Source organism: Paenibacillus chondroitinus NBRC 15376 (genome assembly GCF_004000765.1).
In the GTDB taxonomy this organism is placed as follows: Bacteria; Bacillota; Bacilli; order Paenibacillales; family NBRC-103111; genus Paenibacillus_E; species Paenibacillus_E chondroitinus.
This window is the reverse complement of the sequence record NZ_BILW01000008.1, coordinates 161,207-187,138: the sequence shown is the minus strand read 5'-3', so window position 1 is coordinate 187,138 and position 25,932 is coordinate 161,207. Positions and strand designations below refer to the sequence as shown.

The following is a 25,932-nucleotide window of genomic DNA, read 5'->3' as shown; positions in this document are numbered from 1 at the left end:
TGGCTTTTTTTGTTATTTCTTTTTTATGTAGCGATTTACAAATAATTAAAAATAAATTAACACAAAGTGTGTATTTAGCAGGATTCTCATTTTCTATAATAGACAAGATATTCTATGTTAAGGAGAGTGAGCAACAGTTGAAGACTGTCAGGAAGAGATTAATGCCCGTTCTGTTATCAGTGGCTGTAAGTGTATCTTCATTCGGCTCCATCGTTTCAACCGCAGCTGCAGATGCTATTGTAATCCCGGGGACTCCGTATCAAGCGAACGGTTCTTATGATGTTAATGTACCGCACGTTTTTATTAACCAAGTTTATGGCGGGGGATTAACTACAGATTCCAGCAATACGGCCTCATCCCATGGTTTTATTGAGTTATACAATCCTACAGATCACGACGTCGTCCTCAACGGGTGGTCCTTGCAATATGCGGACCGTGGATCGTCGGCTAAGACAGGCCCTACGGGTGATTGGCAGAAGCTGGACCTAGTAGGAACGATTAAAGCCAAATCATCCTTCCTTGTTCTTGGACAAGCTACAGGGGCAGGGTCACCGAAATTTAATTTGTCGAGTACATATGACCAGTTATGGACAGGACGCTGGATCAATAATAAAGGCTTGAAGGTTGCGCTTATGAGCAATCAGACCAAGCTGGATGTTGCGAATAAAAATCCCTTTGCCAATAACCCAAAGCCTGCTGGTTATGTAGATATGGTGGGGACAGGAAGCAATGATGGCGACAATACAGATATTCAGACGGATATAGATGGCTATGAGTTTGACTATCCGAAGGGATCCACGGAAGGTACGTCGAAACAGAAGTCCATTCGTCGCAAAGCATTAGCAGATACAGATAATAACAAAGCTGACTTCGCACAGTTCGATATCACGGGTTCTATAACAAGCGACCAAGATAGAGCTTTGAAAGGCCCGAAATACGGGGCTTATGGGGAATGGTTTCTTCCATTAGGATATACGAACACAAGTTTGCCTAATGCGTATGAACAAATGTCCTACTCCGTAACGATGAGCGTTTATGGAGGGAAACCACCGTACACGTTCTCAGCTACGGGTCTTCCAAACGGCTTATCGATCAATTCGACCACAGGGGAAGTGTATGGTGCGCCTGCACAAGGAACATCTGTCACAACTAACGTTTACGTGAAAGTAACAGATAGCTCCCTTGCACAGTACGGTCAAAATCTATCCTTAACGGTTTTGGCTCCACAAGCTGTTAATGACGCTTTGAGTATCTCCAAAATTGGACAATTTGCTGTCGGCGTTACGAATAAAGACGGCGGTGTAGCTGAAATTGTTAAGTACAATAAAGATAATAATAAGTTTTATTTGGTAAATGGTTCGGGAAATCCACCAAGTTTGGAAATCGTACGTTTAGACCTTGTGCAAGGTTTAGTCAAAGAGAAAACAGTCACGATGAAAGATTTGGTTGAAAAGGATGGTTTCTTATATGGAGACCTGACGAGTGTAGATGTCAATACGAAGACCAAACGCGTTTCCTTATCTGTTCAAGAGCTGGATTCTAAGAAACCGGGGAAAATCCTTGTCATGGATTACGATGGCAATGTTCTGAAATCTTATGAAGCCGGTGTGCAGCCCGATATGATTAAAACGACCTCCGATGGCCGATATATTCTGACTGCCAATGAAGGTGAGCCGCGCACAAGCGGAGCAGATCCGGAAGGAAGCATCACCATTGTAGATACGACTAATGATACGGTATCTCATGTTAGATTCAACAATGTCTCCGTTATTGATGATAAGGTCCATATTCGCGGTGCGTCTGATCCATCAACCGGTGCTGTTACGGGCGAAGGACAGAAAGCAGATGCTGTGTTTGATTTGGAGCCGGAATACATCGCGATTTCTGAAGATAACACCAAAGCTTATGTATCGTTCCAAGAAAACAACGCAATAGGAACTGTGGATATCGGTTCCAAAACGCTTTTATCTGTAAAAGGATTAGGCTTCAAAGATTTGAGTCTTCCAAACAACTCCTTAGATCTCGTCAAAGACAATACGATTAAGTTTGAGAATGTGCCTTTTTACGGCATGTATATGCCTGATGGTATTTCCACACAAACGATCGATGGAGTTCCGTACATCTTCACAGCCAATGAGGGGGATGTTACAGAATGGCCGGGCGTCAGAACCAATGGAAGCACGATTGGCGCTATAAAAGGTAGTTTGGTACCTGGTTCGGCGGCAGCAATCTTCTTGGCGGGGAAAACCGCTTATGACGGTGTTGAGGTTGCTGGTGATATGGGCCATGAAAGCATTTATCTCTATGGTGGACGTTCTTTCTCCATCTGGCAAGCTAACACAATGTCTCAAGTTTATGACAGCGGCAATGATTTTGAGAAAGTGACGGCGCAGCGTTTACCTAACAATTTCAATGCAAGCAATAGTAAAACAGCAATGGACGATCGCAGTTCGAAAAAAGGTCCTGAACCTGAAGATGTTAAAGTTAGCAAAGTAGGCAGCAAGATTCTGGCTTTTGTTGGGTTAGAGCGTATCGGCGGAATTATGACTTATGATGTGACAGATCCAGCCAATGCGAAATTTGTTAACTATACGAACTCGCGTGTATTTACTCCTAAAGATAACTTGAACACGGACACCGGTCCTGAAGGCATTGAGTTTATCCCTGCTTCTGTTAGTCCAAATGGCAACCCGCTCCTGCTGGTGGCTAATGAGGTTGGCGGAACCGTAGCGGTCTATCAGCTGAATGTTCAAAAAGTTGCTTTGGATAGTACCGTATTATCGGTACCTGCAGGCACCGCGCCAACAAAACTGACAGCAACAGTAACGGATTCCCAAGGAAAAGGCGTTACTTCAGGTACGGTGCAATGGAAATCATCTAATCCTTCCGTTGCAACAGTTAATGCAGAAGGGGTAGTATCTTTCGTTGCAAACGGCAGCGCAGTGATTACTGCTTTTAGCCCGGATGGGTATGGAGCAGCGGAAGCTAGCATATCCGTATATTCCACGAGTTACGATGATAAAGGAAATGGTGGTACGCCAGCGTCTTCTGGGCCAACGTCTCCATCTACAGTACCAACTACACCTAGTACTAGCGTTGATAAAGCAACCATTACTCCTACTGTAGAAAAAGACAGCAAAGGTACTTCCGTAGCGAATGTTTCAGTCGCTCAAGTCACGCAAGCCTTAAAAGATATGACGGAATCGACAAGTAAATCGACGGTTCTTGAGATCAAAGCAAGTACAGATGCAGCATCGAACCAAGTAGACGTTAAGCTGCCTGCAGAAGCAATGAGCAAGATTGCGAGCAGCGAAACGACAGGCATTAAAATTGCTGCTGGCATTGGACAAGTATCTTTTGACAAACAAGCGGTCTCCACCATCTCCTCTGCCGCGTCAACAGGTGAGGTCACTATCTCCATTCGCAAAGCAGATGTGAATGACATTACGCAGAACATGGATGCAACAGCCAAGGAAGCGATCCAAGAGGCTGTCAAAGATCGTCCGATCTTCGATTTCACGGTCACTGCTGGTGGCAAAACAGTATCCAGCTTCAATGGAGGATCGGCTCAAGTCGCGATTCCATATCAACCGGCTGCAAATGAGGATATTAACGCCATTGTAGCTTATTACATCGCAGATAACGGTGAGATTACTAAGGTAACGAATAGCCACTTTGATCCTGTCACAGGAACATTAAGCTTTAACGTTAAGCATTTCTCGAAGTATGCTGTTGGTTATCAGAAAGCAAACTTCAAGGATACAGCTTCGAGCTTCGCTAAAGATTACATTACGTACCTGTCAGCAAGAGACATCCTGAATGGTGTCAATGATGATGCGTTCGCTCCGGAAGCGGATATCACCAGAGCCGACTTCACGTTGATTCTGGCTCGCATGGCTAATGCTGATCTAAGCGCTTATACAGGCATTGGCTTTGCAGATGTCAAAGCCGATAGTTACTATGCCAAAGCTGTTCAATGGGCGGCTGAGAAAGGAATTACAAGCGGCGTACGCGCAGGTGAATTCGATCCTCTAGCGAATATTACTCGCGGCCAAATGGCAGCTATGATTACCCGCTTCGCTTCGTTCATGGGCTATACGCTGCCTAAAGCGACGCTGGCGACGGATTTTGCCGATCAAGCAGCTGTTCCTGCTTATGCGGCAGAGGCAGCGAAATCTCTGCAGCAAGCTGGAATCATTTCCGGCAAGTCCGGCAATCTCTTCGCGCCGCAAGACACAGCAACACGCCAAGAAGCAGCCAAGATGCTGGCGATTCTTATGCAACTGACGGCGAAATAAACAGTGCATTCACACAACTCCCCTAGTTAAACTACATGGGGCATAAATCGCGGAAGCGCACTGGACCGTTGAAAACACGGTCTGGTGCGTTTTTTGTTTATAGAACGTTTCACTGGAGTTGTTGTTTTTTTACATGGATAAAAGCCGGTCGGCTTCCGCATTTTAAACATGTGGAGGTGTTACCTATGAGCTATGATAAGCTGACAATTGATCAAACGGAATTGGTACAAGAATGGAGTAATGTCCTGCCTACTACCCTGCAGCCTACAGATCAGGCGCGTGTATGGGCCGATGAAGCCGATCCTCAGACCGTTAGGGTTCATATTGAGGCGGGTGGACATACGGGCTACAATTTCGATTTTAAAGTCAACTACGTGGATGCTAGAGAGGTTAAAGTGGAGCTGATGGATGTCCAACAAGGCACCATGCACATCGATGAAACAGGTGATGTTGTGCAAAATCTAGTGGACGACTATGTTCGTCACATTCATGAATGCGCACAAGCGCTCCATAGAGTCACACACCATTAAAATGGGGAGGGGAGTTCACTCATGACGAAGCAAAAAGCGCGGGATAAAAATTTGCAAAATGTAGACAAAGATTTCCGAACCGATGCTGTAAACAGCCACAATAGGCAGCAACAGCAGCAGCAAGTGAATGATCGCAGACATCAAGATGCATTGAATCATCAAGAATAAATTGCAGATAAACTAGGAGGGAATGATCTCTATGAAATCAGATGCCTATGGTGTAACGGATACATCCCAGAATCAGTCGAGCGGCAATAGTCAGCGTCAAAAGCAACAAGAGCCCCTCTCAGGGTCGAAAAAGGTGAAAAATCGTAACCATTCCAGAAATAATGGCCATGGCGAAGGCGCCGGACACGGTCATTAATCTTTTTTAAATAACCATGATTAAAGTTCGATAAACCGGACATACTATATTTGTCGGTGAGCAGAGAGGTGTGGTTCCGTTGGAGCATTCCGCGAAACAAAAACCGTTGCATAGAGGACTTTCATACCTGTTATAATCAGGCTGGAGGGGATGTGCCAAAGACACTTACCGTGTTTTATAAGCAGATTTTCCTAAAGGTTTACGTGTAACAAGTTTAAAAGAAATCAAAAAACACCGACAAAAAAAGAACCCCTTAAAAAGGGTTCTTTTTTTCGTTTATTTCTAAGTAAACCTGCGAATGATCTGAGTCTGAGTTCGTATGCTGCTCTTTAGAATGAACAGGTCGCGTTTTTCGATACAGCAATAATTTAATGCCGCCGCCGATCAGAATCACAGCTACGATTAACGTTTGACCGAAGTTGTTCAGCCAATACATATAGTTCGTATGGGGGAATACCTGATACAGGAACTGGACAATGACTTCTTTGAATACATAATAGCCTCCAAGAAGAATAAGTACGAAGCCAATGGAGCGGTGATACGCTGACCAGTTCTCAACGATAGGTTTATCTACCAGTGTACCGTTCTCATACTTGGAGATACTTTGTAAGCCATCGAAGAAGCTGAAGAACCATAGAATCGGAATCAAAAAGAAGAAAAGGGACAAGCGCAGCACATCCAGCACATAAATGGAGAACAAGAAGATCGCCATCAGTTGAATGCCCCGTTTATTCATGGAGAGATACAAGTGAGCTGCACCTGGAAAAATAGCGATAATCGTTGCCAATGTTCGGTTCTTGCGCCCAGAATCATCGCCGAAGTGAAAGTCATCAAAAAGGCTGCGATCAATAAGCGGCAGGCCATCTTGCTTACGCTCTTGCTGCTTCAATGCATCGAACATGGTGTAAAACCACAAGACAGGCATAGCTAGCAGAAAAGCAACGAAGCTATCGTTATTGGTCATCATTGTGATGAAAAAGACGAGAACAGCAACCCCGAAGAAGGAAACCATAGCGGTTAAACCACGCTGCATGAGACCCAACTGGAAATGACCCAGCCCGGGGATGAAGGAAAGCAGCATAACTCTCGTTCTTTCTTGCTGCGAGGCAGCGTGAACAGCGTAAGGATTAGGCTCCCATGCTGGCGCGTGGTCATAAGGCGGTTCAGTTCCGTAGGGTGATCCATGCGGTCCATATTGCGGCCCGTATTGTGGACCGGGATAGGGTTGGTAGCGCAGCAGGTAGACGATCATATCAATCATATTGATGACAGCAACGAATAATGCGAACAGGAAAAGCGGAATGAGAATATCATCATCACGCATGTGAAAGAACGCTGCACCAACGAACATGAGAAATATGGGGCCAAAGAATCCTACTCCATATAAAATTGCACGCACGACTCGATTCATATAGAGATGACCCGCTCCAGGGATGAAGGACAACAGGAAAGCGACGATGCTGCTTTTGTTAGGCATGAAGTGTATAGACCTCCTTGTGGCTTATTTATTTTGCAGTGTATCCAGCCAGGTTAATGTTTTATTTAGCAATCGGTCCGATATCGGTTGATCCATTTTCATTTCTAGAGGAGGAGCGGGCTGAAGTGCGCCTCGAGGCCCCAATTCCTGTGATAATCCGTGGAAAAAGCCCGTAGCGACTAAAATGAGTGTAGCAGCCGCGGCAATTCCGTAATGCAGTATCGTGGAGTGGTACCAGGAGCGCTTGGTTCCCAACGTTCGTGCAAGCACAGCATCTACGAATGTTCGTTCATCCGTTTCCAATACGGGCAGTATTATGGTCATTTGCTCCATACAGATCATATACCGATCCAAACATTCGTCGCATCGGTATAAGTGATGCTCCATTTCGCTGATTTCATGGGGTGGCAGCTGCTGATTGATATATAGCCCCCAAGCATGTTCATCGTAGTGTTTCACATGAAATCCTCCTCCTTCCAGTTGTTACGGAGCCACTGCTTGGCCCTGTACAGCTTCGACTCGATCGTTTTCACTGTTACCCCGTGGGCATTCGCTATATCTTGATAAGACTGATGTTGAATATAATAGGCCGTTAGTACTTCATGGTAATTGGCGGGCATTTGGTGGAGCTTCTGACGGATCAGCTCTGTGGTCTCCTTCATCAACACTTCATGTTCCACGCCATTTGAAGAGAAAGATGAGGTTCCTGCGGTTTGGACCGCTTGCATCGGAATTTCCATCTCTGACGTCATTTCTTCTCTTCGCCTGCTAGCCGACCGTTTAAAGTCAATGGCCCGATTCACCGCTATGCGGGTCATCCACGTTTTGAGTCCTTTCATCTGGTACTGAGGGAGGGAGAAATAAATTCGGGACCAGACGTCCTGCGATAAATCTTCGGCATCTTTCGTATGGCGTACAATGGCGTAGATCGTTTGGAACAAGTATTGACGATAAGTCGCAACAAGCTCTCGGAACGCCGCCTCATCACCATTCAATATGCGTGTTACAAGCTCTTGTTCCTGAATGTGCTTCTCCTCCTCTCCGCATAAATAGACGAAGGCGACCAGGATAACCCTGCACTTCACTCAAAAAAAAAGAGCGAATCGAGTAGATTCGCTTATTATCGGTTAAAGCGCCGCGGTAGATCCGCTTGACTGGACGGCTGGAATCTTAGGCGTGACTCTTACGAACCATTGAGATAGAAGGGCACTGAATACACCAAGGATACCAAGGACGATAAAGCCCTGATTCAAGGAGAACCAATCGCCGATAACACCCATCAGCACAGGGCCAACGAACATACCTAATCCATAGATCGCTTGGAAAAATCCCATTGCCGTTGCCCGCTTCTCCGCAGGCATATGTTTAATGCTCATTCCCATCAATAGGGTGAAGGAAAGCCCTCGACCAAAGCCGGCGAAAGCCTGGGTAACCATAAGCACCCATAAATGATGCGTAAAAGGGATGGTAAATGTAAAAATCCCCATGAGGACGAATCCCCAAACAACCATTCGCTTCTCACCATATTTAGCTGCCCATTTTCGCCCACCAAATAAAGAAGCTAGCGCAACCGGCACATTGGCGAATAAAGAAAGGAGCGATAAAGAGAATTTATCGGCGCCAAGTGAAGTGGCATAAACGGGCGTGAACCCGAAAACGGTGGCGAAGATGAGCACCTGCGACAAAATAGCCAGTAAAGACACGAAGAGAAGCGTACGGTCTGCCGCCACATTTCCGATGGCACGCATTGTGATCTTAGGCGCATCAGGCTCTATTTTTTCGATCAAAAAGAAAGAACCAATGAACCCGAGCACCCCCAGCAGCGCTCCTAGAATAAAAGCAGCCTCCCAGCCCAGCGAATCTGCTGCCCATCCCGCGGAAAGAATACCGAGCACTTGCCCTAAGGAGTTGAAAAAAGAGATCGTTCCGATCGCTTTCGTCGACTCTTCATGCTTATAGTAGCTCGTAAATAAGACTGTGAAGTCGACCCACGTTGCCGCGGCCGCCCCCGCTAGCGCTCGGAGAATTAGAATCCAAGTGAAATCGTGGGTAATCCAAAGTCCAAGTCCCCCAATGGCTGTAAAAAACAGCCCAAACGTAATAAAAAGCTTTCGTTTATGAAAGCGATCCGACATGATGCCTACCGGTATGCGCAGCAGCATTTGGGAAATCCCATACATGCCAACGATCCATCCCGCCAGTTGGTGATTCCCGCCAAGGAATTCCACATAAGGGGCCATGATGGGAACGCTCGTATACATGGACATCCAGAACAACAGGGTGACTGCGCAAAACAATGGAATGCGATAAGAGCTTGGGATTTTGTTAATCGTCACGGGGATAGCTCCTTTCAGACCTGATCTAATTACTGTTTTATTATAGAACATCGACTAGGGCAAGGCTATGATTGGTTGTTTGCAAAATAAAGCAACGGGTGGAAATTGCGTAGAAAACCTAGATTTCCTGCTATATCAAGGGCACAAAAATGGATGATTGTAGGAAATGAGAGCACCCTGTACATTGAATCTTGTCGCTGGCAAGTAGCTGCCTGCTGAAATCATTACAACGAGAATGGAGGAATACAAGTGGGCGCGAGTCGATTGAAACAAGTCTGGTCAGGCATCGCTCGGGACAAATTTTTATATGTGTTAGCGCTTCCAGGGCTGCTCTACTTCCTTATTTTCAAATATGTGCCTATGTGGGGAATCGTCATATCCTTTCAAAACTATTCACCTTATCAAGGCATGTCGGGGAGCCCGTGGGTGGGACTGGAGCACTTTCAAAGGTTCTTCTCCAATCCGGATTTCTTCACACTCTTTCGAAATACGCTGGCAATTAACGTCTTATCCTTAGTGCTCTTCTTTCCGCTGCCAATTCTATTATCCCTAATGCTGAATGAAGTGCGCCATATGGTTTATAAGAAAATCATTCAATCGATTGTCTATTTACCTCACTTTTTATCGTGGGTCATTATCGTAGGGATCACCTTCCTGCTGTTCTCGACAGGAGATGGGGCTATCAATCAAATGCTGGTTGCCCTGGGCTTTGGTAAAATCGACTTCTTAACGAATAAAAACTATTTCTGGGGCATGCTGACGGCGCAGTCCATCTGGAAAGATGCCGGATGGGGTACGATCATCTTCCTTGCGTCGATGGCGAGCATTGATCCTCAATTATATGAAGCGGGCAAGATGGACGGCGCCGGCCGGTTCCGCCAAATGTGGCACATCACCCTGCCAGGTATTCGTTCCGTTATTATCATTCTTCTCATTCTGCGGATCGGCCATATCATGGATGTCGGCTTCGAGCAGGTTTTCTTGATGATGAATGGGGCGGTATCCGAGGTTGCGGACGTATTCGATACGTATGTGTACAGGCTTGGTGTGAAACAAGGTCAATTCAGTTACAGTACCGCAGTTGGATTGTTCAAATCAGTTGTCGGCTTGCTGCTGGTCATTGGAGCTAATAAATTGGCAAAGAAATTTGGCGAAGACGGCGTTTACTAGAAAGGGAAGGAGGAATCCTTGATGTCAGCCGAACATGTATCTACCAATATTGCTTCCAAAGGCGATCGCGTCTTTAACGCGGTAAACGCCATCCTGCTAGGGATACTAGGAATTATCACTTTCTTTCCGCTTTATTACGTGTTTGTTGTTTCGTTTAGTGATCCGTCCAGCTACATTTCCAGTGAATTCAAATTGCTTCCTGCTAAATGGAGCTTGGCTTCTTACAAATACCTGATGTCGACCGATGCCTTTCTACATGCTATAGGAAACAGCGTATTCCTAGCTGTAGTTGGGACAGCGCTTAGCTTGCTGGTAACATCCTGCCTTTCTTATGCGATTTCGCGTAAAAGGCTTCAGGGCCGCAAGTTCATCATGCTGCTCATTCTGTTAACGACCCTGTTTAATCCGGGGATCATTCCCCCTTATTTGTTGGTGAGAGACCTGCACATGATTAACAGCACGTGGTCGCTCATCCTGCCGGTTCTAACAAGCGGCTGGTATGTGCTGCTGATGAAAGGTTTCTTCGACAGCATTCCGGCTAGTCTGGAGGAATCGGCGCGCATCGATGGCTGTAATGATATCAGCGTCTGGTATCGTATTATTTTGCCGCTGTCGCTGCCTTCGCTTGCTGCATTCGGGCTGTTTTACGCGGTGGCATACTGGAATACCTTCTTCACAGCACTTCTCTATATCAATGATTTCACGAAGCAGCCGCTTCAAGTTTTGCTCCAAAATATGTTGATTGACGCATCAACGGCAGCAGGCGGCGGCGCCGCAGCTGAAATGATGTCCGAGCAGCGGATTCCTCCGGAAACGCTCAAGATGGCGGCAGTTGTGATTGCGACCATCCCGATTTTGTTGGTGTACCCGTTCCTGCAAAAACACTTTGCCAAAGGTGCAATGGTAGGTTCGGTTAAAGAATAGATAATTGATGAACATTTGGGGAGGTTGTACAATAATGGTTATGAACAAGAAAGCAATAAGCGTAGTAGCATCCACCCTTCTCGTTTCCTCTGTGCTAGCTGCATGTGGAAGCAAAGAGAGCGCACCGGCTGCCAGTGCGGGACAAGCAGCGTCCGGCAAGCCGACTGAGATTAGCATTATGACAATGTATTACACGCCGGAGCCTCCAGGACCGGACAATGTTATTGTCAAAGAAATCGAAAAGAAAACGAACACAAAGCTCAAAATCACTTGGGTTTCACCAAACAACTATGGCGATAAAATCAACGTAACATTAGCTTCAGGCGATATTCCTGATCTGATCTTGCTGGATGATCCATTCAGTGCGCAAGTACGCGGCATGGTTGCTCAAGGCGCATTCTGGGAACTTACACCGATGCTGAAGGACTATCCGAACTTGATGGAATATCCGAAGGAATCATGGGAAAATACCAAGCAAGCTGACGGTAAAACGTACGGTATCCCGCGTGCCCGTCCTACGGATGGCGGTGGATTCCCTTACCTGCGTAAGGATTGGCTGGACACGTTACATTTAGAAATTCCGAAAACGACGGACGAGCTCTACACGGTACTGAAAGCTTTTGTTGAGAAAGATCCAGATGGCAACGGGAAAAATGACACCATTGGTTACGTTGGCTTTGTCGACCAAAATGGTATGTCTTACATGGGTCAATTACAGAATAGCTTCACAAAAGTCAATGGCGATTGGAAGCTTGTTGACGGCAAATTGGTCAACGTAAACCTGCTGCCTGAAGTGAAGGACGCACTTACTTGGATGAATCGTGCCTACCAGGAGAAGTTAATTCCTGAGGACATCGCTGTTCTCAAAAATACACAGGCCAAAGATTTGCTGAAAGCAAACCGTGGCGGCGGCTTCCAGGATACAGCTGAAGCTGCATGGGAACCGACGGAAGAACTGCGTAAAACGAACCCGAAAGCAGACTTTATCCCACTAGTTTCGTTAAATGGCTACTCAAACAAAGACAGCGGATTCTTCGGTATGTACGCGATTCCTAAATCTGTGCCAGAAGCGAAAGTGAAGCAACTGTTGAAATTCATGGATTACGGCGCTACGCAAGAAGGTTATGATCTGGCAAGCTTTGGTCTGAAAGATGTCCACTACACAGAGAAAGACGGCATCAAGACACCGACAGAGCAAGCAAAGAAAGATATTGTAGCTCAACAAGCGCTAGGTCAAATTTTCTTGAAATATGACAAGTATCTGCGTGCTTACCGCACAGGTATGCCGAACGATTACTTGGAACGCAACAGGAAAATCATTGATGAAAAAGTGAAAATCAGTACGGGCGACCCTTCGTTAGGTCTAAATTCCGATACGAACCAAAAGGTCGGTACGGAGCTAAGAAAGAAAATTCAAGACATGAAGACGAAGGTCATTATGGGGAAAGAATCGCTCAGCGCATGGGACAGCTATGTAGCTAAGTTGAAGACCGATCCGGATATGGTCAAAATCACAGAAGAAATGAACGCTGCTTATCAAAAACGCAATAGCGCGAAATAAATAAATACCGCCCCCCCGACGCCAAAAAAATGTGGCAGTCGCGGGGGATTTCGGCATTGGATGAGAGAGGGACAGATGATGTGGAGTCGATGGAGGCAGAGCTGGTATTGGTGGACACAACGTTCCGGCAGGGGGAATTTTTATCGCAGAAGCTTGATCTTGGTGTTGTGCATTACCAGCTTGCCTACAGCCATCATCGGGTACACTTCGTATATTACGGGACGCGCTCATATTGAGAAAGAGATTATGCGCAACCATGATACTCTGCTGAAGAAAACGATGGATCGTATGAATGATAACCTGGCTCAGCTCGAGCTGGCTGCTACGCAGTGGTCTCTGGATAGCAGGATGGATGCCAGAATTGCGGATATGAATCTCAAGGATGAATATAACACAACGCAGAATCTATATCGTTTCCTGGGTCTAATGAAGGGAGCGTACCCTTTAATTGACCAGGCGCAGCTATATTTGGACCGAGAAGATCCCGTCATTATTTCGGATAGCGAGGGTATTGTTCCGATTCGTAATGAGCTGGAGCGGGATATTTTCCACACCTTAATGAAGCAAGAGCGAGGGGTGTTCTGGTGGGAGTCCTTGCCTAAGGGAAATGGGAAGCCTGAGTCCACTTCCATTGCGCTAATCGAGAAGCTGCCAAGTGTAGGAGAGCCGTATGGGGCCCTTATTCTGTATTTGAATCGCGATAAGTTGGTAGAGATGGTTGAAGAAATGGCCACAGACCCCAATGGCGCCGCGTTTCTTATGAGCAAGGATGGACATATAATCGTCTCTCCAAGCAATGGAAATGAAGAACATGCCCAATTAGAAGCTGCGGTCAGGGAAAGCGTCATCGGACGGTCGGAAGAAATAGGCTCTTACATCCTGGACCGGAACGGGCAGTCCTACTCCGTTGCTTTCGGCCAGTTCTCCCGTTCCGGAACATTGTGGAAGTTCGTAACGGCAACCTCCTTATCGCAATTGACGGCTCCTGTGGAGTTTATGTCTAGAAGTATGCTCAGTATAGGGGGAATAGGGCTTCTCTTGGCTGTGCTGCTATCGTGGGTGGCTTCCAAGCGAATATATCAACCGATTATGCGGCTCGTGAATGTGATTAAGGATTATAAGCCCACACAGGAGAGCCAAGGGGATGAACTTGCCTTCATTGAACAGGAGTGGCGGCATTTAAGCCAGGAGAGCAGGGTGCTGGAGTCCAAGCTCGATAAGGCCTATCCTGCCCTAAGGTCGGCGTTCCTCCTGCAGTTGGTCCAAGGACACTTTTACTCCCTAAGCGAGACAGAACTAAGAGGGCGGATGGAGAGCTTCGACTGGCAGACGGAGTCCCAGTGGTTCGTTCTGCTGCTGGTGAAGATTAGCGGATTAACCAAAGAAGATGGCCGGTTTCTGGAAAATGAGGAACAACTGGCAACCTTCGCGGCAGCGAATATCGCGCAGGAGATCGTAAACACGCAAACCCCAAATGCGGAGATTATGAACTTCCAGGATATGACCGTAGGTATTCTGCTCTCTTACCCCATGGATCGGACGAAACAGCAGGCCAAGGATGAGCTGTATCTGTTAGCGAATGATTTGGCGCAAACCATTAGCTCCCTTCTTAAAATGCAGACCACCGTCTGCATGGGCCGTTTAACCGCGAACGTGCAGGATCTGCCGCAGCTTTTAGTATTTTTGCGCAGCTCTATCCGCTATCGGGATTTGAAAGCTGATCATCAAGTGCTTGATTTGGAAGAGATGCTGCCGAGCACCAACGACGATGTGCATTATCCATTTGCCTTGGAGAAGGAGCTGATGCAAGCCATTCGAATGGGGCAAAGCGAGCAGTCGCTGAGCTTGATCGAGAGCTTCGTTCATGAGCTTGTGCGCCAGTCGAGCAAAGAGAAGATCCTCCAGGAAGGAGCCATGCAGGTTCTAGGCAGTATGCTGCATACTATGCTGGAGTCAGGCTTTAATCCGCATCATTTCTTCGAGGGCTACAACTTGTACGAACAGTTGAACCAGCTTCGGGAGCCTGAGCAGATGGTCCGCTTTTTCCAGACGAAGGTGATCTCACCTTATATTGAAGGGCTGAATGAATACCAGGACATCCATATGAAGCGCCTGGTGGAGCGCGTTACCGATCGGATTCAGGAGCGTTTTATGAACAGCGACATCTCCCTAGAGGAATGTGCGGATGCTTTTAATACAACGACCTATGCGCTAAGTAAAGCATTCAAGCAAATCAATGGCGTGAATTTCATCGACTATTTGATCACCCTGCGGATGGATAAAGCCAAGAAACTGCTGGTCGAGTCTGATTTAAAGGTCAACGAGATTGCGGAGCAGATCGGGTATCAGCCATCGTATTTTATACGTCTTTTTCGAAAATATGAAAATATGACGCCGGGACAGTATCGGGACCGGGTGAAGTAGGGAGAGCCTGCCGCTTTTTGATGCGGTGGGCTCTTTTTTTTGCTGAGATGCCGCCCTATGTTGCATTTTATACAATACTGAAGGCGGTTTTACCCCGGAATCGTCATCTTCATTGCATGATCTACACTCATTTTGGCCTGTATGGGGTTAATACCGTTCCTCCCTCTCGTCGGAAGTGTTGCACAAAGTACAACGAAACTGCGAATTTAGGCCGAGCCTCCGTCTTTTTGTTGCAATAAGTACAACACAGCGCATGCTTTTTCCTGTGTACTACTGTTTGGTGCCCCTACCTACCAAATTGGGGATAACCCTCCCTCTTTTCGTTGTTAATAACGTTCTACAAACCTCTTACTTGTACTGATGTTGATAACGCTGATTTTTTTTCTCAGCCGGCAGGAAGTCTATTAACATGTGGATAGGTAGAAAAAATTGAATTTTTGCAGGAATTTTCTAGAAATATTAGAAATGTTACAAGTGGCAATCAACCAGCTTATTTGGGTGGGGGAGAAAGTTTTTATGAAAAAAGAAAGTAATTGTGTTTATGCTAGCGTTTTTTTTGTTTGGCTGGTGTCGTTCATGCAGCGGGCTGTCCTGTGGATTGAAAAAAAACGCCAGCTAACGGCTTATACCGTTAACTGGCGTTATGTTATATACGCGCCCGAGATGATTCGAACATCCGGCCTACAGTTTAGGAAACTGTTGCTCTATCCTGCTGAGCTACGGGCGCATGGCAAAGATTATGATAGCACGAAGCCTTATATGGCGCAACCTTTGAGTGGCAAGATTTAACTTGTAGTTGAAATTCGCTAACTGCATCGTGCGATGGGGAACTACAGGGCTCTATTTGAGTAAAACCGTATACTTCCAAGGTTCAGACGGAACTACAGGGCTCTATTTCGCCTAATTAGCCAAGATTTCGGCTAAAAGTACTAAAATAGCGGATCACAGTTCCCTCTTCCTCGGCGAATTAATTAAGATCCGGCGAATAGGGGATCATAGTTCCCTTTCGCATATCAATGCGAGGCGACCGCTAGCGAAGCTAACTCATACTCAGCCTAGCGGCCACCCCCAACGGCAAAGTCCAAATCCAAAGTCCAAAGCCAAAGCCAGGGCCAACGCGCTATTCCTTCCCGCGCAGCTTACGGAAAAACTGCGTCAGCATCGTCGCGCACTCCTCTTGCAGCACGCCGCTGACCACATCGACCCGGTGATTGAACCGGTCTTCCTGCAGCAAGTTCATTAACGTTCCCGCGCAGCCGGCCTTGGGATCAGTTGTGCCATAGATCACCTGCGGAACGCGCGCTTGAACAATCGCGCCTGCACACATCGGGCAAGGCTCTAGCGTAACGTAGAGCTTGCAGTCAAGCAAACGCCACGCTTGCAAATGCTCACTGGCCTGCTTAATAGCAATCATCTCAGCGTGAGCAAGCGGATCCAGCGTCGTTTCACGAAGATTGTAGCCGCGGCCGATAATTTCCCCTTGATAGACAACAACGGCACCAATCGGCACCTCTCGAATGGCTTCGGCTTTACGCGCTTCCTCTATGGCCGCCTTCATCCAGGGGATATGTTCACTATATTCATCCACAGGGGGACACCTCACTAAAAATAATCTTATCCACATGTGAACAAGGATCGAACAAGCATTCGTTGTTAACAACCTGTGGATAACAATGTGTATAACTCGAAAAGTTGTGGATATTTAATTCTTCTAACATTCATACAACAAATACCAGATGTATGCAAGAGAATTAGTTGATAATAGGGAAATCCATCCGTATAATGAGAGATAACGTAGGTCTTTTAGACCATATAGCGCGATATTGTACGACAAAGCATGACAAATCATTTGCAAGGTTCGATAATGGCAAACTTGCCGAAAGGTAAGGACGCAAAGCCGAGGGTCTACGGTTCCTATGGAACTACGACAGCCTGGTTACCGAAAATCGATGCTTTTTCAGGTTGAGGTAATAGGCTGTCCCCAAAGCAGGGGCAGTCTATTTTTTATATGGAACGCGGGGAGGGGTGATCAACAAAGTGGTTAGCAACAGCAAACAAAAATCTGCTAAGTTCTACGGCAGCAAAGAAGGGTACGACGCTGATGTAATGATTGACAGCAAGGCGATGCTGAGCAAGGAAGATTTCGTAGCCACTGGCGTGTTGACCTATGCACTAGGTGACATCATTGAAGTGGAACTGCCGGAGTATCATGTTTTTGCGCTGGGAGATAAGTGTAAAATGACGGTATATACGAAATCAGGGCTGTTTGTTATGGATACGGTGGTTGTGGCCAAGGAGCAGGGTTCGTTGATTGTTCTGAATCCCCCTGAAAACCGCAGGAAGTTCACGGAAAAGCGGGAATTCCCTCGCGTAGATGTGAAGAATGAAGGGCTTCTTTTCGCGCTCCAGGATAGAAACAAGAGGCTTAAACATCATTTTGATACACCAATTCGATTCTCTATCAAAAATCTATCTATTAATGGTTTAGGATTTACGATCAGTGAAAATGCTATGCTTGAAAAAGTTATTCAAAAGAACTCTCAACTGGAAGTGGAGTTAATTTTGGGCTTTTTGGTGCCTTGTACAATGGAAATTGTTCGGCAAGAAAAAACAAATGACGGCTACTATTACGGTGCTAGTTTTGTCAGCATCCCGGATGAGAAAACGAACGCGTTGCGCGGATTTATTTTAAAAAATCAGATTGAAACGTACTACATTCAGAAGCAGGAAAATGAAACAAAAAAAGCACTGGAAAAAAAGTCTGCGGCTAATCAGTAGCCTACAGGCTTTTTTTTGCGTTCCAAGTACTATATAATAAGAAGGATGATTTTCGAAAATTAAGGAGTTGTAACTACGATGGCTTTGAAAGCAGGTATCGTCGGTCTACCGAACGTAGGAAAATCGACATTGTTTAATGCAATTACACAGGCGGGGGCAGAATCTGCAAACTATCCGTTCTGTACGATAGATCCGAATGTTGGGGTAGTTGAAGTACCGGACGAGAGATTGCACAAGCTGGTAGAGATGATTGTCCCTAAGAGCATTGTTCCGACAGCCTTCGAATTCGTTGATATTGCGGGTTTGGTGAAGGGCGCGAGCAAAGGTGAAGGGCTTGGAAATAAATTTTTGGCGCACATTCGTGAAGTGGATGCCATTGTGCATGTTGTCCGTTGTTTTGAGGATGATAATATTACGCACGTCTCCGGTAAAGTAGATCCGATTGGCGATATCGAGACGATTAATCTTGAATTGATTTTGGCTGACATTGAGTCGGTTGAGAAAAAAATCGAGCGCTCCCGCAAAAACCTGAAAGGCGGCGACAAGAAAGTTGTTGCCGAGGTTGAGTGTTTGGAACGCATCAAGGAAGCTCTTTATAACGATCTGCCAGCGCGTAGCATCGATTTGAGCGACGATGAGAAGCTGCTTGTTCGCGACCTTCACTTGTTGACCATGAAGCCGGTTCTTTATGCGGCCAATGTGAGCGAAGACGAAGTATCAACGGCGGATGAGAATCCATTTGTTAAAATCGTTCAGGAATACGCGGCGAAAGAAAACAACGAAGTTGTTTCGATCAGCGCGAAGGTGGAATCCGAGATTGCTGAGCTCGAAGATGAAGAAAAAGCAATGTTCCTCGAAGAGTTGGGACTTCAAGAGTCCGGCTTGAATAGATTGATTAAAGCAGCTTATCGCAAACTTGGCTTGTATACGTATTTTACAGCTGGGGTGCAGGAAGTAAGAGCTTGGACGATCCGCAAAGGAACGAAAGCTCCTCAAGCGGCTGGCGTAATTCATACTGATTTCGAGCGTGGATTTATTCGCGCCGAGGTTGTGTCTTATACGGATTTGGTAACGGCGGGTTCCATGAACGGCGCGAAGGAAAAAGGGCAAGTGCGTCTGGAAGGTAAAGAGTACGTAGTGAATGACGGCGACGTTATGCATTTCCGATTTAATGTTTAAGGAATAAAAAATAAAGAAAGGAGTGATCCGTTATGTTGGATCGACTTCAGTCCATTGTGGACCGCTATGATAAATTAAGTGAGCTGCTGTGTGACCCGGATGTGACGAGTGACACGAAGAAGCTTAGAGAGTATTCGAAGGAACAATCCGATCTTCAGGAAGCCTACGATGCTTATAATGAATATAAGAGCGTGAGTGAGCAGCTGGCAGACGCTAAAGCGATGCAGAACGAGAAGCTGGATGATGAAATGCGTGAAATGGTGAAAATGGAGATCGAAGAGCTTAGCGAGCAATCGGCTAAGCTGGAAGAACAACTCAGAATCCTCATGATGCCAAAAGACCCGAATGACGACAAGAACGTCATCGTTGAAATTCGTGGAGCGGCAGGCGGCGATGAAGCTGCGTTATTCGCAGGCGATCTTTATCGTATGTATACCCGCTATGCGGACGCGCAAGGATGGAGAACGGAGATTCTCGATGCTTCCGTGAATGATTTGGGCGGATTCAAAGAGATTATTTTCATGATCACAGGAAAAGGCGCTTTTAGTAAGCTGAAGTTTGAGAGCGGGGCGCACCGTGTGCAGCGTATTCCAGTAACAGAATCAGGTGGACGTATTCATACATCCACTTCGACGGTTGTTGTCATGCCTGAAGCGGAAGAAGTTGAGATCGTTATTAATGACGCGGATATTCGCGTAGATACATTCTGTTCCAGCGGAGCGGGCGGCCAGTCCGTTAATACGACAAAATCAGCGGTTCGCGTGACTCACGTGCCTACGGGCATTGTGGCAACATGTCAGGACGGCAAATCGCAAAACTCCAATAAGGAGCAAGCGCTTCGCGTACTGCGTGCACGAATTTCCGATAAGATTCGTGAGGAAGAGGAAGCCAAATACTCAGGCGAGCGTAAAAGCAAAGTCGGTACAGGTGACCGTTCGGAGCGAATTCGCACGTATAACTTCCCGCAAAGCCGGATTACGGATCACCGGATTGGTTTGACGCTTCACCGACTAGATACAGTGCTTAACGGTGACATGGGAGAAATCGTGTCGGCGCTAACCATTGCCGCGCAGTCGGATGCTTTGGATAATGGGGAGCAGGCAATGTGATGCTGACTGCCTCGAAGACGATTAGAGAAGCCTATGTAGAGGCTTCTTCTTTTTTAGGGAAGCTGGGCGTAGCGGAGGCGGCTTCCTGTGTGGAGCTTTTGCTGCAGCATTTATTGGGCTGCAGTCGAACTGAGCTGCTGTTCCGCTTCCAGGAACAGTTTCCTGCCGAGCTGGAGGGCGCTTGGCGCCAGCTAGTGGAGAGGAAGGCCGCGGGTGAGCCGGTACAGTATGTAATCGGCGAGCAGGATTTCTACGGCCTTACGTTTGCCGTTAGCCCGGCCGTGCTGATTCCGCGGCCGGAGACGGAGCTGCTCGTGGAGGCTTTGCTCCGCGAGGGCTCGCGTCTGTTCCCGCAAGGCGCTCCGCTCCTTGCGGATGTGGGCACCGGGAGCGGCATCATCCCGGTGACGGTGGCTCACGCGCGCCCGGACTGGCGCGTGGCGGCCAGCGACATCTCCGCGGCAGCGCTGGAGATGGCCCGGTCCAACGCGCAGCGCCACGGCGTGGTTGCGCGGGTGGAGTGGCTCGAGGGCGACCTCCTCGAGCCTTATATCCAGCGCCGGATCGCTCCGGATATACTGGTGTCCAACCCACCGTATATCCCTGATGGCGAGCTCCCGGCGCTGATGCCGGAGGTGCGGCTGTTCGAGCCGCACACGGCTTTGTTCGGCGGTGTCGAGGGACTCGACCTGTACCGCCGGATGGTTGCGCAGCTGCCGCTGCTGCCGCGAATCCCGACCATGGTCGGGTTCGAGGTCGGCATCGGGCAGGCGGAGGCAGTGGCGGCGATGCTGCGCGCCGCCGCGGATTGGGAGGAGATCCGGTTCGTGCCGGATCTTCAAGGGATTGATCGCCACGTGATCGCGATCCGGCCGCGGGAACAGTAGGGTTTCGTTGTGCCTGGTATCCAGCTCCGGCGTTAATCTTGATAATGGAGAAGGGAACAATGGTCCGCTATTCTCCTTTAAAATTGCATTTTCCACCTGGTACAGGAACTACAGTCCGCTATTTTGCCAGTTTCGCTCGATTGACGCTCCATGGGGGTTAAATAAGACCCTGTAGTTCCGTTCAGAGAGAAAACAGCCCGTTTTTCCCAAAATAGCGTTCTCTGGTTCCGCTAAAGATAGGACCTGACAGGGATTTTGTTAATTGGCAGGTAACGGAATCCCAACTCTATCAAATCTACCAAATTTAAATAGATTGCTAGGTTTAGCCTCTCCTCTTTTTGCCTATACTGGCTAGTAGAAGCGAAGGGAAAGGGGCTTTTCCTCATGGTAAAAAGAACGGATCGTCATTCATTCAAGCACTTATTATTTGTGGCTTTTGCACTTATTGTTATGATAACTAGTTGGGAATCCAATCGTACGAATGCGGCGGTTATTTCGCCTACCATACCGGAAGAATCTATTCGCCTGCGTATTCTAGCAAACTCGGATTCGGCGCAGGATCAAGCACTGAAACGCGAAATTCGCGATGCGATTATTGAGCGTATGCAGGGTTGGGTTGTTGGCCCGCATTCCTTGGATGAAGCAAGAGCGGTAGTATTGGCTCATTTACCGGAGTTCGATGAACTTGTCGGACAAATGATTGAAGCCCGTGGCTACAGCTACACACATACGGTTGAACTTGGCAAAGTCCCTTTTCCTACGAAAATGTATGGGAATGAAGTTTACCCTGCGGGTGACTATGAGGCGCTCCGTGTCACGATTGGCAGCGGGGAAGGCCAGAATTGGTGGTGCGTGTTGTTTCCACCGCTTTGTTTTGTAGATTCTGTTTCAGGAGAAGCGGTGGCAACCGCCGCTGTTGTAGCGAAAACAGAAGGCCAAGACAAAATGAAAACTTCGACTACACCTGCGCCTGCAGCAAAAGACAGTAAAGCAGCCCAGCCAATGGTTAAGCAGAAAGCAAGTATGGAAGCGCAAGCGCAGCCTGTCCTTGCTGATGCGACTGAAGACGCGCAGCCTAAAGTGAAGTTTTTCTTCTGGGAAATGACTAAAAAAATCGTTTCATGGTTTAGTTAACTTGAATTCATTTTGGAAGTAAGGATGATAGATCGTGACAAAGTACTGGAAAGTAGACCCGGATACGGTAGCTAGCAGGGGTGAAGAATTATCAGATGCCGCAGTGCTTTTGCGGGACGGGGACACCGTAGCTTTCCCTACGGAAACGGTATACGGACTTGGTGCTGATGCTACGAATACCTCAGCGGTAGAACGTATTTTCTCAGCCAAAGGACGGCCGTCGGATAATCCATTGATCGTCCACATTGCGGATGCGGGGCAGCTCTCAGATCTCATTGAACCTGATAGTGTCACGCCTGACCATCATACGCTTATGGAGGCTTTCTGGCCTGGGCCTCTTACGATCGTGCTGCCTGTGAAAACAGGCGGCATTTCGCCGTTGGTGACTGCCGGCCTTACGACGGTAGGCATTCGTATACCGGATCATCCTGTGGCTCTGGAGCTGCTTCGGAAAGCAGCGCTTCCTATCGCAGCCCCTAGCGCCAATAGTTCCGGCAGACCGAGTCCAACACTGGCGTCACATGTGCGAGAAGATTTGGACGGCCGAATCGGTGGTATTGTGGATGGCGGCGGCACGGGGGTCGGTGTTGAGTCGACGGTGATTCAGCTTGTTGATGGCGAGCTGTATATTTTGCGTCCAGGCGGCGTTACGGCAGAGCAGCTGCAGTCCGCCCTGTCGGCTATTCGAATTCATGAGCCTGAGCGGGAAGATGTGCAGGTTTCAGAAACGCCTCGTGCTCCGGGAATGAAGTACACACATTATGCGCCGAAGGGATACATGCATATTGTATACGGAGACAATGCTGAGGCAGTGGCCGATTGGATTCAGCGCGACATCCATGCCGCTAAGGAGCGAGGGGAGTCGACGGGAATCCTTACTTTTGAGGAAAGGGCTTCTCTGTTTGAAGCTGATTTGGTCATTGCCTGCGGCTCGTTAGCGGAGCCCGAAAAGATTGCTCAGGAGCTGTACGCCGCATTAAGGCGATTTGATCAGCAAGGGATTCAGTATATTGCTGCAGAAGGCTGCCCGGAAACGGGGATTGGTCAGGCCATTATGAACCGTCTGCGCAAGGCAGCCGGTCACCGGCTTGTACGTGTTTAGCTAGCATGATTCCCAGTATGTCCGCATATCTTGATTAAGAAAGCGGACAAGGGGGACAGCACTTATGCTCGTAACTGGCGTTGAATTTGGGCAGCTCATCACCATATTCATCATGGCGATAGCCTTGGGTTTGGATGCTTTTTCCTTAGGAATCGGTATCGGCATGAAGGGGATTCGCTTATTGGATATTTTTAAAATAAGCATGGTGATCGGTATTTTTCATATCATAATGCCGTTAATGGGCATATTTATGGGACAATATGTCTCGCTTCTGCTTGGCAATGTGGCTACTGCTGCGGGCGGATGTTTGCTCATTCTTTTAGGCTCCCATATGGTTTATAGTTCGATCCGTGGAGAGGAAGCAACCTCTTTTGATCATAGATCTTTATGGGGACTGACGATTTTTGCGCTTAGTGTAAGCATAGATTCGTTCTCAGTAGGTGTATCCTTAGGTATGTTTGCTACGGATATCTTGTTAACCGTGCTTGTATTTGGCTTGTTCGGCGCGCTGCTATCTGTAGCTGGTTTATTGGTTGGCAGACGGGTGAACGGCTGGGTTGGCGAATATGGAGAAGCGTTTGGCGGGCTAATTCTGCTCGCGTTTGGGATCAAGTTTTTGCTATGATACAATAGAGGCGGAGCAGGATCTGGCTATGTTTATGAAGAAAGTTTCGCTGACGCAAAACTCAGCCCATGCTTACGAAGAAAGTTTTGCTACGCAAAACTCTAAGGAGGATCTCATGTTGCGAATTCTATTTGTCTGTACAGGAAATACGTGCCGCAGTCCATTAGCCGAAGGTTTGCTGCGTATCAGAGTGCACCAAGAAGGACTTGCGGCAGAAGTTCGTTCAGCTGGCGTATCCGCGATGACCGGCGCTCCGATCTCCCGAAATAGTGCAACACTGCTGCAGGAGGCAGGGTTCAAAGAACCCATTCGTTCCCTAGCGATTCAGGAGTCTGAGGTGAATTGGGCGGATCTCATTTTGACGATGACGATGGGACATAAACGTTCGGTTATCCAGCGGTATCCGGGCGCAATTGATAAGATTTTTACACTCAAAGAATATGTAGAGGACGATCAGCGTATCCTTCAAGCGATTGAGGAGAGAGAGAGGCTGGTCACGGAGCTTCAGCTTAAGCAGGCTCTTTCACAAACAGTAACCGTTGAAGAACGAAATCGGATTTATCTGTTGGAAGATGCCATTCCGGATTACGATATTTCTGACCCGTTCGGTGGCCCATTAGAGGTTTACCGGCAGACAGCGAATGAAATCAGCGGGAGTTTAGATAAATTGGTTAAAAAGCTGCGCGAGCGGAAAGAGGATTCGCAGTCTGGGAAATGATTTGCGAAAGACATCTTTACACCTCGTGCATAATGCGATAAGATGGATTTATCAAGCAAGACTCAATGTAACTGGCGACGAGTGGGAGTAACCACAATGGAGCATTGAGCTATACGGCCGGTCGCCTGGGCAAAAGAGCAACGCGCTATTTCAGCGTGTCCGCTCTTTTTTTCGTTTTCTGGTGGACTTTGGGATATAATAGAAGGGTCGAATTCGAACAAGCAAAGGAGCGTTCTATCCATGAAAATTGCGTTAGGTGCGGATCATGCAGGCTATCGTTTGAAAGATGTTATTATTCCTTTTATTGAATCCTTGGGCCATCAGGTCATAGATTATGGATGCAGCTGTGCAGATTCCGTCGATTATCCGGATTATGCACTCAAGGTTTGCGAAGATGTGGTTTCCGGGGAAGCAGACAAAGGAATTCTGATCTGTGGAACAGGCATCGGGATGTCGATTGCCGCGAATAAGGTTCCAGGCATCCGTTGCGCGCTGGTTCACGATCTATTTTCAGCTAAAGCCACACGGGAGCACAATGATACGAATGTACTTGCTTTAGGCGAGCGTGTCATCGGACCGGGTGTTGCCGAGGAAATCGTGAAAATTTGGCTGGAAACAGAGTTTTCCCAAGGCGTTCGTCACCAGAACCGCATTAACAAAGTGCAAAACATCGAAGATCGCTTCGCGATTCATCCTTAAGGGTGGCCACCATGACAAATTCCATACTTCACACGATTGCAGAGGATTTGGAAACAAATCTTCGCGAGTTGGTAAAGGTGGGCAATCTACGGCCAGGGCATATTCTGGTCATTGGTACAAGCACGAGTGAGATTCTCGGTCATCGGATTGGGACGTCGGGGACGCTGGATGCAGCTCGGCCGATTTTTGAAACGGCGCAGCGCATTAGCCGCGAGTTCGGTTTGCACTTGGCTTTTCAGTGCTGCGAACATTTGAACCGCGCGCTTGTCATCGAGGAAGATCTCTTCGCGATTTCCCCTCAGCTTGAGCCTGTATCGGTGATTCCCGTGCCAAAAGCCGGCGGTTCAATGGCCTCCTACGCGTACCGCCACTTCGCTAAGCCCGTAGTCGTCGAGACGATTCAAGCGCATGCCGGGATCGATATTGGCAGTACGCTGATCGGGATGCATTTGCGGCGGGTTGCTGTGCCAGCACGGCCGCCCGTGCGGAATATGGGTCATGCCTATGTGACCATGGCTTTCACACGGCCTAAATTGATTGGCGGAACAAGAGCTGTCTACACACCTGAGGCTGCCGAGCAGCTCTATCAGCAAGCCGCGCCAGATGCGGATTGCTAG

Annotated in this window: 23 protein-coding genes, 1 tRNA gene and 2 riboswitches; of the genes, 18 read left to right on the top strand and 6 right to left on the bottom strand. The window is 47.7% G+C overall.

The window, feature by feature from the left end; genetic code table 11:
- Positions 1 to 161 precede the first annotated feature (161 nt).
- The 4 genes from PCH02S_RS12755 (at position 162) to PCH02S_RS12745 (ending at position 5,192) form a co-directional block, all read left to right on the top strand.
- Positions 162 to 4,298: a choice-of-anchor I family protein gene (locus tag PCH02S_RS12755; protein ID WP_164819543.1), complete on the top strand. Its 4,137-nt coding sequence runs from the start codon at positions 162 to 164 to the stop codon at positions 4,296 to 4,298.
- Between the two features lie 185 nt (positions 4,299 to 4,483).
- The gene (locus tag PCH02S_RS12750) at positions 4,484 to 4,828 is read left to right on the top strand and encodes a hypothetical protein (protein WP_127453470.1); all 345 of its coding nucleotides are present in this window, start codon (positions 4,484 to 4,486) and stop codon (positions 4,826 to 4,828) included.
- Positions 4,829 to 4,849: 21 nt separating this feature from the next.
- Positions 4,850 to 4,996 (top strand): hypothetical protein, encoded by a 147-nt coding sequence (locus PCH02S_RS35735; RefSeq protein ID WP_164819542.1) that lies wholly within the window; start codon positions 4,850 to 4,852, stop codon positions 4,994 to 4,996.
- Between the two features lie 31 nt (positions 4,997 to 5,027).
- Positions 5,028 to 5,192 carry a small acid-soluble spore protein P gene (locus PCH02S_RS12745; RefSeq protein ID WP_379174283.1) on the top strand — a complete coding sequence of 55 codons (165 nt, stop codon included), beginning with the start codon at positions 5,028 to 5,030 and terminating at the stop codon, positions 5,190 to 5,192.
- Positions 5,193 to 5,445: 253 nt separating this feature from the next.
- Here PCH02S_RS12745 and PCH02S_RS12740 read toward each other — a convergent pair whose 3' ends face one another.
- The 4 genes from PCH02S_RS12740 to PCH02S_RS12725 all read right to left on the bottom strand — a co-directional run bounded on the left by PCH02S_RS12740 (position 5,446) and on the right by PCH02S_RS12725 (position 9,005).
- Entirely contained in the window at positions 5,446 to 6,669 is a 1,224-nt protein-coding gene (locus PCH02S_RS12740; protein ID WP_174806773.1) for a hypothetical protein, read from the bottom strand.
- A 24-nt stretch (positions 6,670 to 6,693) separates the two neighbouring features.
- A complete protein-coding gene (locus PCH02S_RS12735) occupies positions 6,694 to 7,128 on the bottom strand; it encodes an anti-sigma factor (RefSeq protein WP_127453467.1) in 435 nt (144 codons plus the stop codon).
- Complete coding sequence (locus PCH02S_RS12730; RefSeq protein ID WP_246069057.1) at positions 7,125 to 7,664, bottom strand: sigma-70 family RNA polymerase sigma factor; 540 nt, start codon at positions 7,662 to 7,664, stop codon at positions 7,125 to 7,127. Before PCH02S_RS12730 ends, PCH02S_RS12735 begins: the two co-directional genes overlap by 4 nt.
- A gap of 132 nt (positions 7,665 to 7,796) precedes the next feature.
- Complete coding sequence (locus PCH02S_RS12725; protein WP_164819541.1) at positions 7,797 to 9,005, bottom strand: MFS transporter; 1,209 nt, start codon at positions 9,003 to 9,005, stop codon at positions 7,797 to 7,799.
- 249 nt (positions 9,006 to 9,254) lie between these two features.
- On the opposite strand from PCH02S_RS12725, the gene PCH02S_RS12720 reads away from it, so the two are divergent.
- From PCH02S_RS12720 to PCH02S_RS12705, 4 genes are read left to right on the top strand one after another with little or no spacing between them, the layout of a single operon-like run.
- Positions 9,255 to 10,175 carry an ABC transporter permease gene (locus PCH02S_RS12720; protein WP_281282262.1) on the top strand — a complete coding sequence of 307 codons (921 nt, stop codon included), beginning with the start codon at positions 9,255 to 9,257 and terminating at the stop codon, positions 10,173 to 10,175.
- A 21-nt stretch (positions 10,176 to 10,196) separates the two neighbouring features.
- A complete protein-coding gene (locus tag PCH02S_RS12715; protein ID WP_127453463.1) occupies positions 10,197 to 11,099 on the top strand; it encodes a carbohydrate ABC transporter permease in 903 nt (300 codons plus the stop codon).
- Between the two features lie 34 nt (positions 11,100 to 11,133).
- On the top strand, positions 11,134 to 12,660 hold the full coding sequence (locus PCH02S_RS12710; RefSeq protein WP_246069056.1) for an extracellular solute-binding protein: 1,527 nt from the start codon (positions 11,134 to 11,136) through the stop codon (positions 12,658 to 12,660).
- A 60-nt stretch (positions 12,661 to 12,720) separates the two neighbouring features.
- Positions 12,721 to 15,084: a helix-turn-helix domain-containing protein gene (locus PCH02S_RS12705; RefSeq protein WP_246069055.1), complete on the top strand. Its 2,364-nt coding sequence runs from the start codon at positions 12,721 to 12,723 to the stop codon at positions 15,082 to 15,084.
- A gap of 653 nt (positions 15,085 to 15,737) precedes the next feature.
- On the opposite strand, the gene PCH02S_RS12700 is transcribed toward PCH02S_RS12705, so the two are convergent.
- Both PCH02S_RS12700 and tadA read right to left on the bottom strand, forming a co-directional pair.
- Positions 15,738 to 15,811, bottom strand: a tRNA-Arg gene (locus PCH02S_RS12700).
- Positions 15,812 to 16,204: 393 nt separating this feature from the next.
- A complete protein-coding gene (tadA, locus tag PCH02S_RS12695) occupies positions 16,205 to 16,672 on the bottom strand; it encodes a tRNA adenosine(34) deaminase TadA (RefSeq protein WP_407670067.1) in 468 nt (155 codons plus the stop codon).
- Between the two features lie 268 nt (positions 16,673 to 16,940).
- Positions 16,941 to 17,028: riboswitch (cyclic di-GMP riboswitch) on the top strand.
- Between the two features lie 81 nt (positions 17,029 to 17,109).
- Between tadA and PCH02S_RS12690 the strand changes: the two genes are divergently transcribed.
- The 10 genes from PCH02S_RS12690 (at position 17,110) to PCH02S_RS12645 (ending at position 25,932) form a co-directional block, all read left to right on the top strand.
- A complete protein-coding gene (locus PCH02S_RS12690) occupies positions 17,110 to 17,862 on the top strand; it encodes a PilZ domain-containing protein (protein ID WP_127453459.1) in 753 nt (250 codons plus the stop codon).
- Between the two features lie 78 nt (positions 17,863 to 17,940).
- The gene (ychF, locus tag PCH02S_RS12685) at positions 17,941 to 19,041 is read left to right on the top strand and encodes a redox-regulated ATPase YchF (RefSeq protein WP_127453457.1); all 1,101 of its coding nucleotides are present in this window, start codon (positions 17,941 to 17,943) and stop codon (positions 19,039 to 19,041) included.
- A 32-nt stretch (positions 19,042 to 19,073) separates the two neighbouring features.
- Positions 19,074 to 20,150, top strand: coding sequence for a peptide chain release factor 1 (gene prfA, locus PCH02S_RS12680; RefSeq protein WP_127453455.1), 1,077 nt, complete (start codon positions 19,074 to 19,076; stop codon positions 20,148 to 20,150).
- Entirely contained in the window at positions 20,150 to 21,037 is an 888-nt protein-coding gene (gene prmC, locus PCH02S_RS12675) for a peptide chain release factor N(5)-glutamine methyltransferase (RefSeq protein WP_127453454.1), read from the top strand. Before prfA ends, prmC begins: the two co-directional genes overlap by 1 nt.
- Before the next feature lie 384 nt (positions 21,038 to 21,421).
- Positions 21,422 to 22,171: a stage II sporulation protein R gene (spoIIR, locus tag PCH02S_RS12670; RefSeq protein ID WP_127453452.1), complete on the top strand. Its 750-nt coding sequence runs from the start codon at positions 21,422 to 21,424 to the stop codon at positions 22,169 to 22,171.
- 34 nt (positions 22,172 to 22,205) lie between these two features.
- A complete protein-coding gene (locus tag PCH02S_RS12665) occupies positions 22,206 to 23,273 on the top strand; it encodes an L-threonylcarbamoyladenylate synthase (protein WP_174806772.1) in 1,068 nt (355 codons plus the stop codon).
- A 64-nt stretch (positions 23,274 to 23,337) separates the two neighbouring features.
- Positions 23,338 to 23,898, top strand: coding sequence for a manganese efflux pump MntP (locus tag PCH02S_RS12660; protein ID WP_246069054.1), 561 nt, complete (start codon positions 23,338 to 23,340; stop codon positions 23,896 to 23,898).
- Between the two features lie 115 nt (positions 23,899 to 24,013).
- Positions 24,014 to 24,616: a low molecular weight protein arginine phosphatase gene (locus PCH02S_RS12655; protein WP_127453449.1), complete on the top strand. Its 603-nt coding sequence runs from the start codon at positions 24,014 to 24,016 to the stop codon at positions 24,614 to 24,616.
- Positions 24,617 to 24,673: 57 nt separating this feature from the next.
- Positions 24,674 to 24,754, top strand: a riboswitch (ZMP/ZTP riboswitch).
- Between the two features lie 102 nt (positions 24,755 to 24,856).
- Positions 24,857 to 25,315, top strand: a complete 459-nt coding sequence (gene rpiB, locus PCH02S_RS12650) for a ribose 5-phosphate isomerase B (RefSeq protein ID WP_127453447.1) — start codon at positions 24,857 to 24,859, stop codon at positions 25,313 to 25,315.
- Between the two features lie 11 nt (positions 25,316 to 25,326).
- The gene (locus PCH02S_RS12645; RefSeq protein WP_127453445.1) at positions 25,327 to 25,932 is read left to right on the top strand and encodes a TIGR01440 family protein; all 606 of its coding nucleotides are present in this window, start codon (positions 25,327 to 25,329) and stop codon (positions 25,930 to 25,932) included.

Excerpts from the sequence above, each read along its gene's own strand:
- PCH02S_RS12755 (WP_164819543.1), top strand. The coding sequence starts at position 162 with ATGCCCGTTCTGTTATCAGTGGCTGTAAGTGTATCTTCATTCGGCTCC.
- PCH02S_RS12750 (WP_127453470.1), top strand. The coding sequence starts at position 4,484 with ATGAGCTATGATAAGCTGACAATTGATCAAACGGAATTGGTACAAGAA.
- PCH02S_RS35735 (WP_164819542.1), top strand. The coding sequence starts at position 4,850 with ATGACGAAGCAAAAAGCGCGGGATAAAAATTTGCAAAATGTAGACAAA.
- PCH02S_RS12745 (WP_379174283.1), top strand. The coding sequence starts at position 5,028 with ATGAAATCAGATGCCTATGGTGTAACGGATACATCCCAGAATCAGTCG.
- PCH02S_RS12740 (WP_174806773.1), bottom strand. The coding sequence starts at position 6,669 with ATGCCTAACAAAAGCAGCATCGTCGCTTTCCTGTTGTCCTTCATCCCT.
- PCH02S_RS12715 (WP_127453463.1), top strand. The coding sequence starts at position 10,197 with ATGTCAGCCGAACATGTATCTACCAATATTGCTTCCAAAGGCGATCGC.
- PCH02S_RS12710 (WP_246069056.1), top strand. The coding sequence starts at position 11,134 with ATGGTTATGAACAAGAAAGCAATAAGCGTAGTAGCATCCACCCTTCTC.
- PCH02S_RS12705 (WP_246069055.1), top strand. The coding sequence starts at position 12,721 with ATGAGAGAGGGACAGATGATGTGGAGTCGATGGAGGCAGAGCTGGTAT.
- ychF (WP_127453457.1), top strand. The coding sequence starts at position 17,941 with ATGGCTTTGAAAGCAGGTATCGTCGGTCTACCGAACGTAGGAAAATCG.
- prfA (WP_127453455.1), top strand. The coding sequence starts at position 19,074 with ATGTTGGATCGACTTCAGTCCATTGTGGACCGCTATGATAAATTAAGT.
- prmC (WP_127453454.1), top strand. The coding sequence starts at position 20,150 with ATGCTGACTGCCTCGAAGACGATTAGAGAAGCCTATGTAGAGGCTTCT.
- spoIIR (WP_127453452.1), top strand. The coding sequence starts at position 21,422 with ATGGTAAAAAGAACGGATCGTCATTCATTCAAGCACTTATTATTTGTG.
- PCH02S_RS12660 (WP_246069054.1), top strand. The coding sequence starts at position 23,338 with ATGCTCGTAACTGGCGTTGAATTTGGGCAGCTCATCACCATATTCATC.
- PCH02S_RS12655 (WP_127453449.1), top strand. The coding sequence starts at position 24,014 with ATGTTGCGAATTCTATTTGTCTGTACAGGAAATACGTGCCGCAGTCCA.
- rpiB (WP_127453447.1), top strand. The coding sequence starts at position 24,857 with ATGAAAATTGCGTTAGGTGCGGATCATGCAGGCTATCGTTTGAAAGAT.
- PCH02S_RS12645 (WP_127453445.1), top strand. The coding sequence starts at position 25,327 with ATGACAAATTCCATACTTCACACGATTGCAGAGGATTTGGAAACAAAT.